This window comes from Amycolatopsis sp. PSD-21, from assembly GCF_055561455.1.
Window position 1 is genome coordinate 7,784,084 of record NZ_CM145712.1, and the last position, 16,755, is coordinate 7,800,838.

The following is a 16,755-nucleotide window of genomic DNA, read 5'->3' on the forward strand; positions in this document are numbered from 1 at the left end:
GAAGGTCCTTAGTGGACGAACGCCGCAACTGGGCGCCGAATCACTCTCCGGATAGGGGAAGGCCCCCTTCCCAGCAGGAGGAAGGGGGCCTTCACGTACTCCGGGGGTGGATCAGACGGTCAGCGACCAGCTGTTGAGGGAGCCGGTGTCGACCCGGTAGACGTCCTGGACCTTCAGCTTCCAGGCACCGTTCGCGGCCTCGGACGAGACGTTGGCGGTGTAGGTGGTGTTGATGTTGTCGGACGAGTCGTTGCTCGAGTTCTTCAGGCGGTACGAGCTGCCGTCCGGCGCGACCAGGTCGATGACGAGGTCACCGACGTAGGTGTGCGTGATGTTCACCGCGACCTTGGTGGTGGCCGAGGCGTTGCGGGCGCAGTTCGCGACGGTGATCGTGCTGGTCACCGCGGCACCGGCGTCGGGGATGGCGACGACGCCGCTGTTGGTCTGCGTGCCGCAGGGGGTGGGCTCGGGGCCGGGGCCACCGCCGGTGCCCGTGTAGAGCAGCACGTTCGGCGAACCGGTGCCCGGGTTGGTCACCTTGTCCTTGGTGCCGTTGGCGACCAGCGCGTCACGGACCTGCTTCGGCGTGGCCGACGGGTTGGCGGAGGCGTACAGGGCCGCCGCGCCCACGACGTGCGGGGTCGCCATCGAGGTACCGCTGATGGTGTTGGTGCCGTTGTTCAGCCACGTCGACGTGATGCCGCTGCCCGGCGCGAAGATGTCGAGGCAGGTGCCGATGTTGGAGAAGCTCGACCGCGCGTCCGTGTTCGTCGTCGAGCCGACGGTGATCGCTTCCGGCGTGCGGGCGGGCGAGACGTTGCACGCGTTGGCGCCGGTGTCGTTACCGGCCGCGACACCGTAGGTGATGCCTGCCGCGATCGACCGCTGGACGGCCTGGTCGAGCGTCGTCGAGGCGCCGCCACCGAGGCTCATGTTCGCGACGGCGGGCTTGACGGCGTTCGCGGTCACCCAGTCGACACCGGCGATGACGCCGGCGGTCGTCCCGGAACCGGAGCAGTTCAGCACGCGGACGGCGACGAGCTTGACGCCCTTGGCCAGACCGTGCGCGGTACCGCCGATGGTGCCGGCGACGTGGGTGCCGTGACCCTGGCAGTCCGTGGCGTCGTTGTCGTTGTCGACGGTGTCACGGCCGTGGGTCGCGCGCCCGCCGAAGTCAGGGTGCGTGGTGAGGATGCCGGTGTCGACGACGTACGCGGTGACGTTCGACGCGGTGGTGCTGTAGCTGTACTTCTGGTCGAGCGGAAGGCTCTGCTGGTCGACCCGGTCCAGGCCCCACGACGGCGGGTTCAGCTGGTCCGCCGAGATCGAGACGGTCTGGTTCTGCTCCACGTAGGCGACGGCGGGGTCGGCGGCGACGCGCTTCGCCTGCTTTTCGGTCAGCGCGCCGGAGAAACCACGGACCGAAGACGCGAAGGTCTTCTCGACCGTGCCGCCGTGGCGCTGGGTCACGCTCTTCGCGGTGGCTTCGACCGACGAGCCGTCCTTCAGCACGACGATGTAGCTGTCCTTGATCGCCTTGTCGCTACCCGCGTTGACGATCGAACCTTCGGCCGCCGACGCGACGGTGGTGCCGCCAAGCGCCGTCAGCACGGCGACGGCCGCGGCCACGCCGAAGGCGGGCAGTCGTCTCTTCAAGGTTCCCAGGGAATTGTTCAAGATATTCCTCCCAGGCAGGGTCGACCCACGGACATGAAGAAGCCCGCCGGATCGTTGGGGTGACTCAGAGGTGAAGCGCGTTCCACTTAGGAGCGCAGGCTGAGACTAAGTGGCGGATTCACCCCAAGGAAGACCTTGCATTACGGACATCCCGGTAGTAATGGACGCCGCGTCGACGCGGTTCGGGCACCGTTCAGCCCCCGCCTTTAGTCGCGTTTTACCGCCGTACGGCCCACGAAGAATTGGGGATCCGCACATCTGGTGGTCGTTTTCCGTCCCCCCGGCCGTTTCAACGCCGTGGAAGTACACACGGATGGCCGCCTACTAAAGTCGCGACCTGCGGCCGCGGAAATCGATTTCCATCCTACCTTCGGATGGAGCACACTCGGCCGCATGCTGCTCCGACAGGAAACCCAAGCCGACCGCGAGGCGATCCACGCCGTCCATCTGGCCGCGTTCGAAAAACTCAGTGTCCCGGTGGTCGAGGCGAAACTCGTCGACGAACTGCGGGAGGACGGTGACCTGATCGGCGCACTGTCCATCGTGGCCGAACGCGACGGGAAGGTCGTCGGACACGTGTGCTGCAGCCCGGCCAAGCTCGGCTCCGACGAGAAGTCGACGGTCGGTCTCGGCCCGCTCGGGGTCCTGCCCCAGTACCACGGTTCGGGCGCCGGCTCCGCGCTCGTGCACGCCGTGCTCGGCGCGGCGGACGCGCTCGGTTACGGCGCCGTGGTCCTGCTGGGCGACCCGAACTACTACTCCCGCTTCGGTTTCGTGCTCGCCGCACAGCACGGGATCACGCCGCCGGTCGCGGAATGGGCGCCGCACTTCCAGGTCCGCACCCTTCGCGCATACACGCCCGCTCTCCAAGGCGAGTTCCGCTACTCGCCCGCTTTCGACCGCCTCTAGCCCCTCCCGCATTTCGTCCTCTGGATGTACCGCATCCAGAGGACTAAATGCATGGGGTGGTCAGGCGAGCGCGAGGAGGTTGTGCCGGCGCAGGAACTCCTCGGCGACGTCGAGCGGGTTGCGCTTCTCCTCGCTGAACTGGACGTTCAGCTCGGTGAGCTCCTCGGTCGTGAGCACCGCCGAAACCCGGTTCAACGCGTCGGCCTCCTTCGGCGACAACGTCCCCTTCGCGACGAGCGGGACGATGTTCTGCGCGGGGAACATGTTCTTGTCGTCCACCAGCGGGACGAACCCGTTCGCGGCGATCGTCGACGACGTGCTGAACAGGTCGGCGACCTGGATGTCGCCGGATTTCAGCGCGGCGACCGTGACCGGGCCGCCCGTGTCGGTCGTGCGGATCTCGGCGAACTCGCAGCCGTAGAGCGTCTTGATCTTTTCCTTCCAGCGGCTGCTCCACTGACCGGGACCACCGAAGACGAATTCCCCGCACCGCTTGCCGAGATCGGAGAAGGTCCGGATCCCGGAATCGGCGAGTTCCTTCCGCACCACCAGCAGGTCCTTGTCCTCCGCGGGCGCCTGTTCGAGGACCTCGAACCCGGACGGCACCTTCTGTTTCAGCTGCGCGTAGACGTCCTGCGGCGTGGTCGCCTGCGTGTCCTTGTCGAAGTAGCGCAACAGGTTCCCGCTGTAGTCCGGCACCACCGAAAGCGATTTGTCCTGCAGGGCCTTGACGACGACCTCGCGGCTGCCGACCGGCGGGCGCACCGTCACGTTCTCGGCGCCCGCGTTGCGCAGCGCGCCCGCGTAGATCTGGGCCAGCAGAAGGCTTTCCCCGACGTCGGACGCGCCGATGATGATGTCGCCGGTCGTCCCGCCCTCGGCACCTCCGGCGAGCGGATTGCCGCATCCCGTCGCCAGCAGGGCGATCCCGGCGAACAACGCCGCCACCGTCCGCCTCATACCTTCGCCTTCTTCCCGCTCGCCGCCTGCGCCAGCCGTACTCCCTTGGGCACCAGCACCCGCTGGACACCCGCCAGCGCGAGATCCAGCACCACGGCGAGCAACGTCGTCAGCACCGCGCCCGCGACCACCTGCGGATAGTCCAAAATGGCCAGTCCGTCGAGCAGGAACCGGCCGAGCCCGCCGAGCCCGACGTAGGCGGCCACCGCGGCCGTCGCCACCAGCTGCAGCACCGAGTTCCGCACCCCACCGAGCACCAGCGGCAGCGAGATGGGCACCTCGACCTTCCACAACCGTTGCCAGCCGGTCATTCCGATGCCCTGCGCCGCGTCGACCACGCCGTGATCGGTCGCCTGCAGGCCCGCGTACGTCCCGGCGAGGATCGGCGGGATGGCGAGCACCACGAGCCCGATGATCGTCGAGAGCTCGCTCTCGGTGAAGAGCAGGAACAGGAAGGTCACCAGCCCCAGCGTCGGCAGCGCGCGGATCGCGTTGCCGCCGCTCACCAGCAGCACCGCGCCGCGGCCGGTGTGCCCGACGTAGAGCCCGAGCGGGATCGCGACGAGCAGCGCGAAAACCAGCGCCAGCGCCGTGTAGCCGAGATGCTGCAGCAGCCGGGCCGGGACACCGTCGGGGCCCTGCCAGTGCGCCGGGTCGCCGAACCAGTTCAGGACGTCGCCGATCATTTCGCCCCCGCCGTGGTCGCCACCCGGTCCCAGGGTGTGAGGACATTGCGCAGCTGGACCAGCACCAGGTCCACGATCAGCGCGAGCAGCAGGGTCGCGACGATCCCGACGACGATCGGCGAGAAGTACTCGCGCTGGAAGCCGTCGGTGAACAGCACGCCGAGCCCGCCAGTGCCGATCAGGGCGCCGACGCTGACCAGGCTGATGTTGCTGACCGAGGCCACCCGGACGCCTGCCGCGAGCACCGGCACCGAAAGCGGCAGCTCGACGGCGAGGAAGCGGCGCGCGGGTTTGTAGCCGATCGCCGTGGCCGCGGCGACGACGTGCGGCGGGACGGCGTCGAGCGCGTCCAGCACCGGTCGCACGAGCAGGGCCGCGGTGTAGACGGTGAGCGCGACGATGACGTTGACGCTGTCGAGGATCTTGGAACCGATGATGCCCGGGATCACCACGAACAGGGCGAGCGACGGGATCGTGTACAGCAGATTCGACACCACGAGCAGCACGGAACGCACCGCCGCGAACCGGTGGCCGAGCCAGCCCGCCAGCACCGCGATCAGCAGGCCGAGCGCCAGCGGGACCAGCGAGAGATAGACGTGGTCGAGCAGGTCGCCGAAGAACTGCGACCTGTTGTTGGCGCTGCCCAGGTAGCGGCCGAGCTCCGCGAAGAAGTCCCCCATCAGGAACTCAGCGACGGCGCTTCGATCACTTCGAGGACTTGCTTGGCTCTGACCACGCCGAGGACCTTCTGCTCGGCGTCGACCACGACACCGAGGCTCGCAGGCGACGAAAGCGCCGCGTCGAGCGCGCCGCGGATCGGCGAACCCTGGACGTACAGTGATCCGCCCGCGACGAGATCGGTCTCCGTCAGCTCACCGTCCACAGTGGACCCTGGGCGCAGCCAGCCGCGCGGCTGTCCCGCCGCGTTGACCGCGACCTGCCAGTCTTCGGACGGCCCGGGGGCGGGCTTGCCGACCTCGACCCGTTTGACCTCTTCGACGACGATCCCGTCCGCCGAAAGGAAGGACAACCCGCGATAGCCGCGATCCTTGCCCACGAAGGACGCGACGAAGTCGTCGACGGGATGACGCAACACGTCCGAGGGCGTGCCGTACTGGGCGAGCACCCCGCCGACGCGAAGCACCGCGATCTTGTCGCCGAGCCGCACGGCCTCGTCGATGTCGTGGGTGACGAACACGATCGTCTTCCCCAGCTGCGACTGCAAACGCAACAACTCGTCCTGCAGCTCCTCGCGGACGATCGGGTCGACGGCGGAGAACGGCTCGTCCATCAGTAGCACCGGCGAATCCGCCGCGAGCGCCCTGGCGACGCCGACGCGCTGCTGCTGGCCGCCGGAAAGCTGGGCGGGGTACCGCTTGCCGAGTTCCGCGGGCAGGCCGACGGTTTCGAGCAGCTCGGCCGCGCGTTTGCGCGCCTTGCCCTTGTCCCAGCCGGACAGCAGCGGCACGGTGGCGACGTTGTCCAGCACCGTCCTGTGTGGAAAGAGGCCGGCGTGCTGGATGACGTAGCCGATGCCGCGGCGCAGCAACGCCGGGTCGCCGTCGCTGACGTCCTTGCCGTCGAGCAGCACCGTGCCCGAGGTCGGCTCGACCATCCGGTTGATCATCCGCAGCGACGTGGTCTTGCCGCAGCCGGACGGCCCGACGAAGACGGTGATCGTGCCGTCCTCCACGGTGAGGTTCAGGTCGTCGACCGCGACCGTCCCGTCCGGATACCGCTTGGTCACGCCACGGAACTCGATAGTCACGTGTCTCTCCCCATGTCTGGTCGAAAAACCGTAGCCCAGATCCTGCCTGTTGGCACGGTGTCCCAGGGACCGGGTTACTAGGCTGCTGCCCGTGAGTCCTTCCGTCGAAGACGTCCTCGCGGCGCACGGTGTCCACGTGCGACCGCTCCATCAGGTGATTTCCCTGCTCCGGACGGATTGGCGTGACCTCGGCGAGCTGGTCCGGATCAGCACCGCGCCGCGCCGGAGCGTCGAAGACGTCCTGAACGCGCTCGGCGACGACCTCGAGCGGAACGAGTCCCGCTTCCGGCTTGCCCCCGCCGCGCGCGAGAAGTATGGGCGCTTCGGGGCGCGGGACCGGAAATCCGACCCCGACCTGCTGAAGATCATCACCAGCTACGTCGAGAACGTGCCCGCGCCGCTGGCCGCGCTCGACCACGTCCAGGCGACCCCGGAAACGGTGCTGAACCGGGCGTTGTGGCTGGACGAGCGGTACGACCTCGGCACGGCGAAGCTGCTGTTCCTCGGCGATCACGACCTCACTTCCCTGGCCGTGCGCGCGTTGCGGCCCGACGCCGACCTCACCGTCGTCGACCTCGACGATCGTGTGCTGGCCTACATCGACGAGCTCAGCGAGCGCTCCATCCGCACCCTGCACACGGATCTGCGCGTCGGCCTCCCGCCATCGGTGACCGGGCGGATGGACCTCGTGTTCAGTGATCCGCCTTACACCCCCGAGGGAATGGGCCTGTTCGCGGCGCGCGGGGTCCAGGCGCTCATAGAACCCTCGGACGGGCGGTTGCTGCTCGCCTACGGCTACAGCCCGCGCCATCCCGCTCTGGGCGCGCAGGTGCAGCGGGCACTCGCGACGCTCGGGCTGACCTTCGAGGCGATCCTGCCGGACTTCAACCGGTACTTCGGCGCGCAGGCGATCGGGAGCGCGGCCGACCTCTACGTCTGCCAGCCGACCGCGAAATCGAAGAAGAACCGCGGCGGCAAGGGGAAGGCCGCGATCTACACGCACGGCCCGCAGTCGGTGGAATCCGCCGGCGCGGCCAAGCCGTCGCTGCTGGACAAGCTGCACGAGATCGCCACCGAAGGCGGGCTGGCGCTCGAATCGCGTCCGGTCGACTGGTCCGTCTCCGGCCCCGAGGGCGACGCGGTCGCGATGGACCTTTCGGCCGACCCCGGGCCGTGGCTGCTGCGGACCCTGCTGGGCACCAACGCGCGACGGCTGGCGCTGCTGGTCCCGAATTCGCATCCCGACCTCACGAACGCCGATGCGCAGGCCGCGCTGAACCGGCTGATCGGCGCGAAGTACAAGCTGCGGTTGTTGCGGAGCACCCCGGACAACCGGCACGCCATCGTCGTCGCGGACGCCGTCGCCCACCAGGAAGAACTGCTGACCCGGGCGCACGCGCGGCTGGCGAACGTCTCGCTGGACGTACCACCGGACCTGACGGACGCGCGGCTGATCGACCTGCCGCGGCACCGGCTGGCGGAACTACTCGGCTGAACGTGTCATCGGAACTTCATGCGGCCTTCCTAGGTTCAGTCCCATGTACGAACCTCAAGGCCCCGGAACGCCGATAGCGCAGCCGTACGGGTACGCCTACCCGCCGGGGCCTCCGCCTCAACGCCCCAAGACCAGTGGCCTCGCGATCGCCGCGCTCGTACTGGGCCTGGCCGGTTGCCTGCTGCTGCCGTTGCTCCCCGCGTTCATCCTGGGCATCATGGCGCTCAGTCAGACCGGTCCCGGGAAACAGCAGGGCCGGGGCCTGGCGATCGGCGGCCTCGCGGCCGCCGCGTTCTGGACCATCGGCTGGATCGCGCTGGCCAAGAACACCATGGGCGACCTGGACCGCCACACCGCGAGCCCCCCGAGCGCGAGTTGCGCGACCCCGCCGGCCGGACACGCCGACGCCTGCACCTTGAAGCCGGGCGAATGCTTCGAACAACCCACTGTCAAGGGTACGTTCGCCACCGTCGAACTCACCTCGTGCGGGAGTGCGCACGCAGCCGAAGCTATCGGGGCCTTCACTCCGGCGGACACCTCCTGGCCCGGTGCCGAAAAGCTGCGAGCGGAGGCCGTGGGCGAGTGCCGCCGGATCATGGAAAAGAACGTGGACCGTCCGCGGCTCGAGGCGTCCGGCGTCCACGCCGAGCTGAGCTACATGGGGCCCGGACGCGAGAGCTGGGAAAACGGCGTGCGCACCGTCTTCTGCACGATCTACTCGCCCGACTCGCAGCTGACCGGTTCCGTCCTCGTCCCCGGCGCCGATCTGTCCATCCCCACCGGCTGACGTGCGTGACCCCCACACGCTGTGAAAGGCCCCTTCAGTGCGAATTTCGCACTGAAGGGGCCTTTCACAGCGCTTGAGCGAGCGTGAGAGGGACCGTCACACCACGCCGTCGGCCTCGGCGGCCTTCGCGACGGCCGCCGCCACCTCCGGCGCGACGCGCGGGTCCAGCGGGCTCGGGACGATCCGGTCCGGGCCGAGGTCGTCCTGCGCGACGGCGAAGATCGCGTCGGCCGCGGCCAGCTTCATGTTCTCCGTGATCGCCCGCGCACCGGAGTCCAGCGCGCCGCGGAAGACGCCGGGGAACGCCAGCACGTTGTTGATCTGGTTCGGGAAGTCGCTGCGCCCGGTCGCCACGATCTTGGCGTACCGCGACGCCGCGACCGGGTGAACCTCCGGGTCGGGGTTGGACAGCGCGAACACGATCGCGTCGTCGGCCATCCCGGCCAGCAGCGTCTCGTCGATGGTCGCCCCGGACAGGCCGAGGAAGACGTCGGCACCCCGCAGCGCCTCGCCGAGGCCGCCGCGCAGACCGGCCGCGTTCGTGGTCTCGGCGAGCTTCTGCTTGATCGGGTTCAAGCCCTCGCGGCCGGAGTGGATGATGCCGCGCGAGTCGAGCACGGTGACGTCCGCGACGCCGGCGTTCTGCAGGATCCTGGCGCAGGCCACCCCCGCCGCGCCCGCTCCCGAGACGACCACGCGCTGGCCGGAGATGTCCTTGCCGAGGACCTGGTTCGCCCCGCGCAACGCGGCCAGCGTGACGATCGCCGTGCCGTGCTGGTCGTCGTGCATGACCGGGCAGTCGAGGGCCTCCTTGAGGCGGTCCTCCAGCTCGAAGCAGCGCGGCGCCGAGATGTCCTCCAGGTTCACCGCGCCGAACGACGGGCGCAGCCGGACCAGGGTCTCGATGATCTCGTCGACGTCGGTGGTGTCGAGCACCAGCGGGATCGAGTCGAGCCCGCCGAAGGTCTTGAACAGGACCGACTTGCCCTCCATGACCGGCAGCGAGGCGCTCGCGCCGATGTCACCGAGGCCGAGCACCGCCGTACCGTCACTGACCACCACGACCAGCCTGTCCGCCCACGTGTACCGCTTCGCCTTGGCCGCGTCCTCGGCGATCGCACGGCTCACCTTCGCCACGCCAGGCGTGTACGCGACCGAAAGGTCACGGGGCGAGGAGATCGGGCGCGTCGCGGCCACGGAGAGCTTGCCGCCCTCGTGGCCCTCGAAGATCTCGGTGTCCGTCACTGGCGTGGTCATCGTGGTTCCCGTCATTGCTTCCGCCGTGTCTAAGGACGGCGGAGTCTCGATTCGAGCGAAGGTCATGGGATTTCTTCTCCTGGGACTGCGAGCGGGGGAACTGGCCGGTGAGCAGGCCAAAACTGGGCATGGCCCGGCCACCTGGGGTAACTCGTCCTCCGACACGGCAGCCCAGCGCGGTAGCGCCGGCCTGTCGGCGAAGCGTCCAATCGGCCATCGGTGCCGTGGGTGTGGCGACGGCCGCGGACGCAGCGGTCGGATCATTGTGACAGGCGTGCGGACCAGTGTGCCCCTCTGGTGCGGTTCATGTCACAAACGGGCCCGGCTTTCCGCAGCTCAAGAGACCTTTCGCAAGACGTCCATCCGGTTTGGGAAGGGCTCGTTAGCATTGAGGTCATGCATGCCAGGCGCCTCAGCATCCCCGACTGTTTCGAATTCACCCCGCGGGTTTTCCCCGATCACCGCGGCCTGTTCGTGGCGCCGTACCAGGAAGAAGCGTTCGTCGACGCGGTCGGGCACCGGCTTCGCCTCGGGCAGACCAACACCAGCGTTTCGCGGCGCGGGTCCATCCGTGGCGTGCACTTCGCGGACACCCCGCCCGGCCAGGCGAAATACGTCTACTGCCCGAGCGGTTCGATGCTGGACGTCATCGTGGACCTCCGCGTCGGCTCGCCCACCTTCGGCGAATGGACGTCCGTGCTGCTCGACAGCTCCGAGTACAAGGCGGTCTACATCGCCGAAGGCCTCGGCCACGCCTTCATGGCGCTCGAAGACGGAACCATCATGGCGTACCTCTGCTCGGAGCCGTACAACCCGACGGGCGAACACGGCGTCAACCCGATGGACGCCGATCTCGCGCTGCCGTGGCCGCAGGACATCGAACCCGTGGTGTCCGAAAAGGACACCACGGCGCCCTACCTGAAAGAGGCACTGGAGCAGGGGTTGCTGCCCCAGTACGACGACTGCGTGGCCTACTACGAGAAGCTGCGGGCCGCGGACTGAGTCAGCGCGCCACGTCCTCGCGCAGCACCCGTTCCACGTTCCGTTCCGCCAGCGCGGTGATCGTCACGAAGGGGTTCACACCGGTACTGCCCGGGATCAGCGACCCGTCGGTGACGTAGAGGTTCCGGTAGCCCTTCACCCGGCCGTACAGGTCAGTGGCCTCACCCAGCACCAGTCCGCCCAGCGGGTGATAGGTGAACCGGTTCTCGAACGACCGCGTATCCCCGAACAGGTCACTGCGATAGATCGTGCGGTTCGCCCGGTTGACCTTGTCGAACAACGACTTCGCCGCGTCGATCGACGGCTTCCCCTGTGCGGCGTTCCAGCGCAGCCGCACGGAGTCGGTGGTGGCGTCATAGGTGAAGTGGCCGCGTTCGGGGTTCTTCGTGATCGCGAGGTAGAGGCTCAGCCAGGTCTCGACCCCGGCGGGCACCGGCGCGACCTCGGCGAAGACCGGGTTCACCGGGTCGTCCCACGCGTCGATGCCGAGCGCGGGCATGCCCGATTGCAGTGATCCGCCGATGTCCCAGGCGTGGTTCGCGCGGCCCAGCATCACGTTGCCGTTGGTGCCCCAGCCGCGGCCGACCTCGTCGTTCAGACCGGGCAGTGTCCCGGTTTCCCTTGCCCGCACGAGCAGTTCCGTCGAACCGAGGCTGCCGGCGCCGAGGAACAGGTACTTCGCGCCGAGTTGCTTCCGCGCGACGACCGAGCCGTCTTCGGCGGTTTCGTGCACGGTGAGGACGTACGTGCCGTCGGTCTGGCGGGTGATCCCGCGAACCTGGTGCAGCGTCTTGATGGTCACGTTCCCGGTGCCCAGCGCGGCCGCGAGGTAGGTCTTGTCGAGCGATCGTTTGCCGTGGTTGTTGCCGTAGATGACCTCGGACGCCAGTGCCGACCTCGGCACCGTGCCGGCTTCTTCCCGCTTCATGTACTCGAAGTCGTAGACGCTGGGCACGAACACCGTCTTGAGCCCGGCCCGCGTCGCGGCCTTCCGGGAAACCCGCGCGTAGCGATAGGAACGGCAGGTTTCGAACCAGCGCGGGTCGATGTGGTTCACGCCGAGGGCCCGGTTGGCCAGGGGGAAGTACTTCCCGTACATCTCGTCCGCGTCGACGCCGGGCAGGATCTCCTCGAAGTACGACCGCTTCGGCGTCACGGCCATCGCGCCGTTGACCAGCGAACCGCCGCCGACGCCGCGTCCGACGTAGACGGACATGTCGCCGTGGTCCACCCTGTCGAGCACGCCGGGATACCGCTTGATGTCCCGGTTCGCCAGGTCCATCCAGAGGAACGACGCGAGCGGGGCCTGCGTGCGGTTCTTGAACCACGCGGCGCGCCGGTCCGGCCGGAGCATGTCGCAGAAGATCTTTCCGTCCGGGCCGGGGTCGGCCCACAGTTTGCCCATTTCGAGCATGACCGTCGGGATCCCGGCTTCCCCGAGCCGCAGCGCGGTCACCGCGGCGCCGTACCCGGTGCCGACGACCACGGCCGTCGAGAAGCCCGATTCCTCCGCCTCCGCGGTGGAAATCGTGGTGAGCCCGAGGGCGGCGGCGGAGTTGAGCGCGGTGAACCCGAGGAACCCGCGGCGCGACAGTGGGGACATGAGCCGATGATCGCCCGCTGTTCGAGCCGCCTTCAAGGGCGAATCCGAAGCGGATTCGCGTCAGCTGGGTAAACACCGTTTATTTTCACTCGAACGTGGTGATTCAGGGGTCCCTTGGGTGGTTTCCCCGATGTGACTCAAACCGGGACAGACCACTCTTTCGAGTCATGAGACGTCTTCTCGCCGCGACCGCGGCAGTACTGTCCGCGGCCGCGCTCTTCGCCTTCCCCGGCCATGCCTCCGCGGCACCGTCGTCACTCCCCGACTTCGACTTCTCCGCCTGCCCCGCTCCGCCCGCCAACGCCGACCCGGGCACCTGGCGCTGCGAAGCCTTTGTCTCCCAAGGAGTCCTGACCATCGGCGACCGCGAGGTCCAGCTCGGGGAGATGCGCCTGACGTTCTCCGAAGGCGAAGTGGACGGAAAGTACGCGCAGGTGTTCGGTGAACTACGGCACGCTCCGGCCCGGGTCCGCGGCACTTTCGGCGCGAGCCTGCAGCTGAAGTACGGCGGCTATTCGGACTTCCTGTCCAACGACGAACGCCGCGGCGAGCTGGATCTCTACGCCGTCCTGCGGCATCCCTTGCTGCCCAAGGAATGCACGATCGGCACCCTCGACGCGCCGCTGCATTCGGTGGTCAAGGACGATCCCGCGGTGCCGTTCGAGGTGATCTCGCGGGACCCCATGACGGTGAAGTTCGGCGTCGTCGACACCCAGCTCGCCCTGCCGCGCACGACCGGTTGCGGCCCGCTGGCGCGATTAGCCGACGAATTGCTCGGCCTCCCCTCCACGACCGGGCGGAACACCTTCAAGATGTCGACCTACGTGCAGTTCAAGCCCCTCTGAGCACCCGCGTTCAGTCCTCTGGATGCGGTAGTTGCACGCGCAAGGACCGCATCCAGAGGACTAAACGCGAGAGAGAAGCGCGCCTTGGGTGCCCACCGCCGGTGCGCGGACGGACGACACACGTGATTGGATGGCCGGCTCTCGTTATCCGGCGGACGACTCCCGCCTGGCCGAGGTCCGCCGCGTGTCGTCCGCCGGATCACGCGAAGGGTATCCGCGGAGGCCGGGAGCGAAGGGCGCCTACTTCTTCTTGGTCACCCAGATCGTGATGGTCGCGGTCACGACGGGCTTCCCGTTCGTGTCCGTGATCGTCACCGGCACGGGAAGCTCGAAGCCCTCGTCGCCGAATTCCGGCAACTCCGGCAGTTCCGCGACCGCGCGCAGGCTCGTCTCGGCCTTCGCCACGTACTCGACCGTCATCCCCTTGGGCAGCCAGCGATGCGTCGTCGGGACGGTCGCCTCGGCGAGCATGCCCATGGCGATCTCGGCGAGGTTGCATGCCGCGATCGCGTGAAAAGTCTTGATGTGGTTGTAAACACCCCACCACTTCGGGGACGTCACCTCGCACCGGCCGGGACGCAGTTCGCGCACCGACGGGAGCACCGTCCGGAAGTACGGCACACGCAGGCACATCGCCGCCGAGAACAGCTGTTTGCCGACCGGCTTGCCCGCCAGCCGGTTCCACATCGCGTAGGTCGGATTCTGCGCCATCACGGTCTCCTCATCATGTTACTCACCAGTAGCATAACCGGACCGCAGGCTATATTCGCAACGTGGCACATCGGCTCTTCCTCCTCCGGCACGGCCAGACCGAGTGGTCCGTCAACGGACGGCACACCGGACGCACCGACATACCGCTCACGACCGCGGGCGAAGGGCAGGCCCGCGCCGCGGGTGGCACCTTGCGCGCGGTGCTCGGCGGCAACCCGGCGCTCGTCCTCTCCAGCCCCCGCACCCGCGCCCTGCGGACGGCCGAGCTGGCAGGTCTGCGCGTCGACGAGGTCACCGAAGAACTGGCCGAATGGGACTACGGCGACTACGAGGGCATCACCACCCCGACGATCCGCGAGACCGTTCCCGGATGGACGGTCTGGTCGCATCCGATCCCCGGCGGCGAAAGCGCGGAGGACGTCAACGCCCGCGCGGACAAGCTGATCGAACGCGTCCGCGAACCGCTCGGCGAGGGTGACGTGATCCTCGTCGGTCACGGGCATTTCAGCCGCGTCCTGGTCGCGCGCTGGATCGGCCTGCCGTCGACCGCGGGCGTCCACTTCGGACTGGACCCGGCCGGCGTCGCGGTGCTCGGCGACGAACGCGGCGAGCCGCAGATCGAACATCTCAACCTGCTCCCCACGACGGAGGACTAGTGGCCGACGACCGCATCCGGCGTATCCGCGAAGAAGACGTGGACGCCGTCGTCCAGCTCGTCTACGACCTCGCCGAGTTCGAACGCGCCCCGGACGAGTGCCACCTCACGCCCGGGCAGCTGCGCACGGCACTGTTCGGCGAGGCCCCTGCCCTGTTCGGGCACGTCGCCGAGGTGGACGGCGAGATCGTCGGCTACGCGCTCTGGTTCCTCAACTTCTCCACCTGGCGCGGCGTGCACGGCATCTACCTGGAGGACCTCTACGTCCGCCCCGAGCAGCGCGGCTCCGGCCTCGGCAAGGCGCTGCTGGCCACTCTCGCGGCGGTCTGCGTCGAGCGCGGCTACGCCCGTCTGGAGTGGTCGGTGCTCAACTGGAACCCGGCGCAGGGGTTCTACAAGTCGCTCGGCGCGGTGCCGATGGACGAATGGACCGTCGACCGCCTCACCGACGAACCGCTGAAGGCACTCGCCGCCCAGGTCTAGCGTGCGCGAAGGCTTAACTCGCGTGATCAGCGGCGTAACTCGCGTGTCTGGAGGCGACACTCGAAGATACGGCCTCGATCACGCGAGTTACGCCTTCAAGCACGCGAGTGCCGAGTTCAGGAGTCGCGTTCCTCGCGCTCGCGACGCGCCGCGCGACCCGCGGCGCCGTCCCGCTCGGCGGCTTCCTCCTCGCTCTCGCCCTCCTGCATCCCCAGCGCCCACGCGCGCGACGGGCGGCGGAACAGCAGCACGATGACGGCGACGCCGATCAGCGCGAGCGGCACTCCCCACACCGGCTGCCCGGACGGGCCCGCGCCGTACCAGCCGACGCCGACCAGGATCAGCGCGACGACGACGCCGGGCGACCTCGCCCAGGTCTTCCCCATCATCAGGCCGGCCGCGCAGGCCAGCGTTCCGGCGGCGAGGACGAGGTAATAGGCGACTTCGGCCAGGAGGTTCTCCGGTCCCGCTTGGCCGTTGACCAGGAGCAGGATCGCGAACACGATCAGGGCGAGCCCCGGCAGCGCGGTGACGGCCCCGGCGAGGCGGACTTCACGGGGCGCGGGCGAGAGCTTGTCGGCGATGGACACGGCGAAACAGCCTTCCAGGCTTCCGGACACGGCGCTCCACCAGGGCGGGTCACCGTACGTGAGCACTTTCGATCGTATGCCACCCGGTCGGCCGGTTTCCCCTCGCCGCCGCATGGGAAGAATTGGCAGTGTCGTCGATGAGCGGGCGGTCGGCCCGGGTGCACTTGTCACGACGCGCTGTCACCAGCCGACAGTGAGGAGGGACGCCCGCCACAGGGCCATACGGTGCTGCCTCGAGGAGGCTCCGCACGGCTGAGCTTCGCGTCACGTGAAGCTCACACCTTCGGGCCGGAGTCACTTACCCTGCGGTATGTGCGTGCCATCCTCGTCGTGAACCCCCAGGCCACCTCGACCACCGCCGGTGGCCGTGACGTGCTGGCGCACGCACTGGCCAGCCAGGTGAAACTCGACGTGGTGGAGACCGACTACCGCGGCCACGCGATGGCCGTCGCCCGGTCCGCCGCCCGCGACGGGATCGACCTGGTGGTCGCCCACGGCGGCGACGGCACGGTCAACGAAGTGGTCAACGGGCTGCTCGCGGACTCCGACGGCGATCCGGCGAAGGTCGGCGGTGCCCCCATGCTCGGTGTCGTGCCGGGCGGCTCGGCGAACGTCTTCGCCCGGGCGCTGGGGATCGCGCACGATCCCGTGGAAGCGACCCATCAGCTCCTCAACGCCATCGAGAACGATCGGAGCCGCAAGGTCGGCCTCGGGATCGCCGACGGCCACTGGTTCACCTTCAACGCCGGCCTGGGCTGGGACGCCGACGTCGTCGGCCGCGTGGCCAAGCGACGAGGCAAGCAGACCACCGCAGGGCTCTACCTGAGGGCCGCGGTGGCGTCGCATCTGCGGCCCCCGCTGGGCCGTCCGCCCCTGACGGTCCGGATCCCGGGTGAAGAGCCCACCGAAGTGCTGACCGCTTTCGTGTCGAACACCGATCCGTGGAGCTACCTGGGCAACCGTCCCGTCCACCTGAACCCGGACAGCTCGTTCGACACCGGATTGGGCCTTTTCGCGTTGAGCGGTCTGGGGTTGCCCACCGTGTTCAAGCATGTACGGCAGGCATTGCTCACTAAGAGCGATCAACGCGGGCGACGTCTCCTTCGTCACGATGACCTGCCGATGATCCGCATAGACGCTGCTGAACCGGTAAACTTCCAGGTGGACGGCGACCTCGTCGGCCAGCGGAAGAGGGTGGAGTTCTTCAGCGTCCCGGAAGCACTGACGGTAATCGTCTGACGACCGGACCGCTGATCGCCTGCGGCAAAGTACGAACTGCCGCTCATCGACGCAGAACCTCCGCTCACCGCATCGGCCTTCCCTTCGG

Annotated in this window: 17 protein-coding genes; 8 read left to right on the forward strand and 9 right to left on the reverse strand. The window is 68.4% G+C overall.

The window, feature by feature from the left end:
- Positions 1 to 111 precede the first annotated feature (111 nt).
- On the reverse strand, positions 112 to 1,677 hold the full coding sequence (locus tag ACZ1DY_RS36545) for a S8 family peptidase (RefSeq protein ID WP_257484464.1): 1,566 nt from the start codon (positions 1,675 to 1,677) through the stop codon (positions 112 to 114).
- 393 nt (positions 1,678 to 2,070) lie between these two features.
- Here ACZ1DY_RS36545 and ACZ1DY_RS36550 point away from each other — a divergent pair, with 393 nt between their 5' ends.
- Positions 2,071 to 2,586 (forward strand): GNAT family N-acetyltransferase, encoded by a 516-nt coding sequence (locus ACZ1DY_RS36550; RefSeq protein ID WP_257484463.1) that lies wholly within the window; start codon positions 2,071 to 2,073, stop codon positions 2,584 to 2,586.
- Positions 2,587 to 2,646: 60 nt separating this feature from the next.
- Here the strand turns inward: ACZ1DY_RS36550 and ACZ1DY_RS36555 are convergent, their stop codons facing one another.
- Genes ACZ1DY_RS36555 through ACZ1DY_RS36570 form a run of 4 tightly spaced genes read right to left on the reverse strand, consistent with a single transcriptional unit; the run spans position 2,647 to position 6,000 of the window.
- Positions 2,647 to 3,546, reverse strand: coding sequence for an ABC transporter substrate-binding protein (locus ACZ1DY_RS36555; protein WP_465482409.1), 900 nt, complete (start codon positions 3,544 to 3,546; stop codon positions 2,647 to 2,649).
- A complete protein-coding gene (locus ACZ1DY_RS36560) occupies positions 3,543 to 4,232 on the reverse strand; it encodes an ABC transporter permease (RefSeq protein ID WP_126735722.1) in 690 nt (229 codons plus the stop codon). The genes ACZ1DY_RS36555 and ACZ1DY_RS36560 overlap by 4 nt, the downstream gene beginning before the upstream one ends.
- The gene (locus ACZ1DY_RS36565; protein WP_465482410.1) at positions 4,229 to 4,912 is read right to left on the reverse strand and encodes an ABC transporter permease; all 684 of its coding nucleotides are present in this window, start codon (positions 4,910 to 4,912) and stop codon (positions 4,229 to 4,231) included. The genes ACZ1DY_RS36560 and ACZ1DY_RS36565 overlap by 4 nt, the downstream gene beginning before the upstream one ends.
- Positions 4,912 to 6,000, reverse strand: a complete 1,089-nt coding sequence (locus ACZ1DY_RS36570) for an ABC transporter ATP-binding protein (RefSeq protein WP_465482411.1) — start codon at positions 5,998 to 6,000, stop codon at positions 4,912 to 4,914. Before ACZ1DY_RS36570 ends, ACZ1DY_RS36565 begins: the two co-directional genes overlap by 1 nt.
- Positions 6,001 to 6,091: 91 nt before the next feature.
- On the opposite strand from ACZ1DY_RS36570, the gene ACZ1DY_RS36575 reads away from it, so the two are divergent.
- A complete protein-coding gene (locus ACZ1DY_RS36575; protein ID WP_465482412.1) occupies positions 6,092 to 7,495 on the forward strand; it encodes a bis-aminopropyl spermidine synthase family protein in 1,404 nt (467 codons plus the stop codon).
- A 43-nt stretch (positions 7,496 to 7,538) separates the two neighbouring features.
- A complete protein-coding gene (locus tag ACZ1DY_RS36580) occupies positions 7,539 to 8,282 on the forward strand; it encodes a DUF4190 domain-containing protein (RefSeq protein WP_465482413.1) in 744 nt (247 codons plus the stop codon).
- A 96-nt stretch (positions 8,283 to 8,378) separates the two neighbouring features.
- Here the strand turns inward: ACZ1DY_RS36580 and ACZ1DY_RS36585 are convergent, their stop codons facing one another.
- A complete protein-coding gene (locus ACZ1DY_RS36585) occupies positions 8,379 to 9,554 on the reverse strand; it encodes an NAD(P)-dependent malic enzyme (RefSeq protein WP_126735727.1) in 1,176 nt (391 codons plus the stop codon).
- Positions 9,555 to 9,935: 381 nt separating this feature from the next.
- Between ACZ1DY_RS36585 and ACZ1DY_RS36590 the strand changes: the two genes are divergently transcribed.
- A complete protein-coding gene (locus ACZ1DY_RS36590) occupies positions 9,936 to 10,541 on the forward strand; it encodes a dTDP-4-dehydrorhamnose 3,5-epimerase family protein (protein ID WP_126735728.1) in 606 nt (201 codons plus the stop codon).
- 1 nt (position 10,542) lies between these two features.
- On the opposite strand, the gene ACZ1DY_RS36595 is transcribed toward ACZ1DY_RS36590, so the two are convergent.
- The gene (locus ACZ1DY_RS36595) at positions 10,543 to 12,144 is read right to left on the reverse strand and encodes a GMC oxidoreductase (RefSeq protein ID WP_257484456.1); all 1,602 of its coding nucleotides are present in this window, start codon (positions 12,142 to 12,144) and stop codon (positions 10,543 to 10,545) included.
- 167 nt (positions 12,145 to 12,311) lie between these two features.
- Here ACZ1DY_RS36595 and ACZ1DY_RS36600 point away from each other — a divergent pair, with 167 nt between their 5' ends.
- The gene (locus ACZ1DY_RS36600; protein ID WP_465482414.1) at positions 12,312 to 12,989 is read left to right on the forward strand and encodes a hypothetical protein; all 678 of its coding nucleotides are present in this window, start codon (positions 12,312 to 12,314) and stop codon (positions 12,987 to 12,989) included.
- Positions 12,990 to 13,229: 240 nt separating this feature from the next.
- On the opposite strand, the gene ACZ1DY_RS36605 is transcribed toward ACZ1DY_RS36600, so the two are convergent.
- Positions 13,230 to 13,700: a hotdog fold domain-containing protein gene (locus ACZ1DY_RS36605; RefSeq protein WP_034305160.1), complete on the reverse strand. Its 471-nt coding sequence runs from the start codon at positions 13,698 to 13,700 to the stop codon at positions 13,230 to 13,232.
- 62 nt (positions 13,701 to 13,762) lie between these two features.
- Here ACZ1DY_RS36605 and ACZ1DY_RS36610 point away from each other — a divergent pair, with 62 nt between their 5' ends.
- Together ACZ1DY_RS36610 and ACZ1DY_RS36615 are read left to right on the forward strand one after the other, a co-directional pair.
- Positions 13,763 to 14,356, forward strand: a complete 594-nt coding sequence (locus ACZ1DY_RS36610; protein ID WP_192743367.1) for an acid phosphatase — start codon at positions 13,763 to 13,765, stop codon at positions 14,354 to 14,356.
- Complete coding sequence (locus ACZ1DY_RS36615; RefSeq protein WP_126735733.1) at positions 14,356 to 14,838, forward strand: GNAT family N-acetyltransferase; 483 nt, start codon at positions 14,356 to 14,358, stop codon at positions 14,836 to 14,838. Before ACZ1DY_RS36610 ends, ACZ1DY_RS36615 begins: the two co-directional genes overlap by 1 nt.
- A gap of 116 nt (positions 14,839 to 14,954) precedes the next feature.
- Here the strand turns inward: ACZ1DY_RS36615 and ACZ1DY_RS36620 are convergent, their stop codons facing one another.
- Positions 14,955 to 15,494, reverse strand: a complete 540-nt coding sequence (locus ACZ1DY_RS36620) for a hypothetical protein (RefSeq protein ID WP_126735734.1) — start codon at positions 15,492 to 15,494, stop codon at positions 14,955 to 14,957.
- Positions 15,495 to 15,740: 246 nt separating this feature from the next.
- Between ACZ1DY_RS36620 and ACZ1DY_RS36625 the strand changes: the two genes are divergently transcribed.
- Positions 15,741 to 16,667 carry a diacylglycerol/lipid kinase family protein gene (locus tag ACZ1DY_RS36625; protein ID WP_126735735.1) on the forward strand — a complete coding sequence of 309 codons (927 nt, stop codon included), beginning with the start codon at positions 15,741 to 15,743 and terminating at the stop codon, positions 16,665 to 16,667.
- The last annotated feature ends 88 nt before the right edge of the window (positions 16,668 to 16,755 follow it).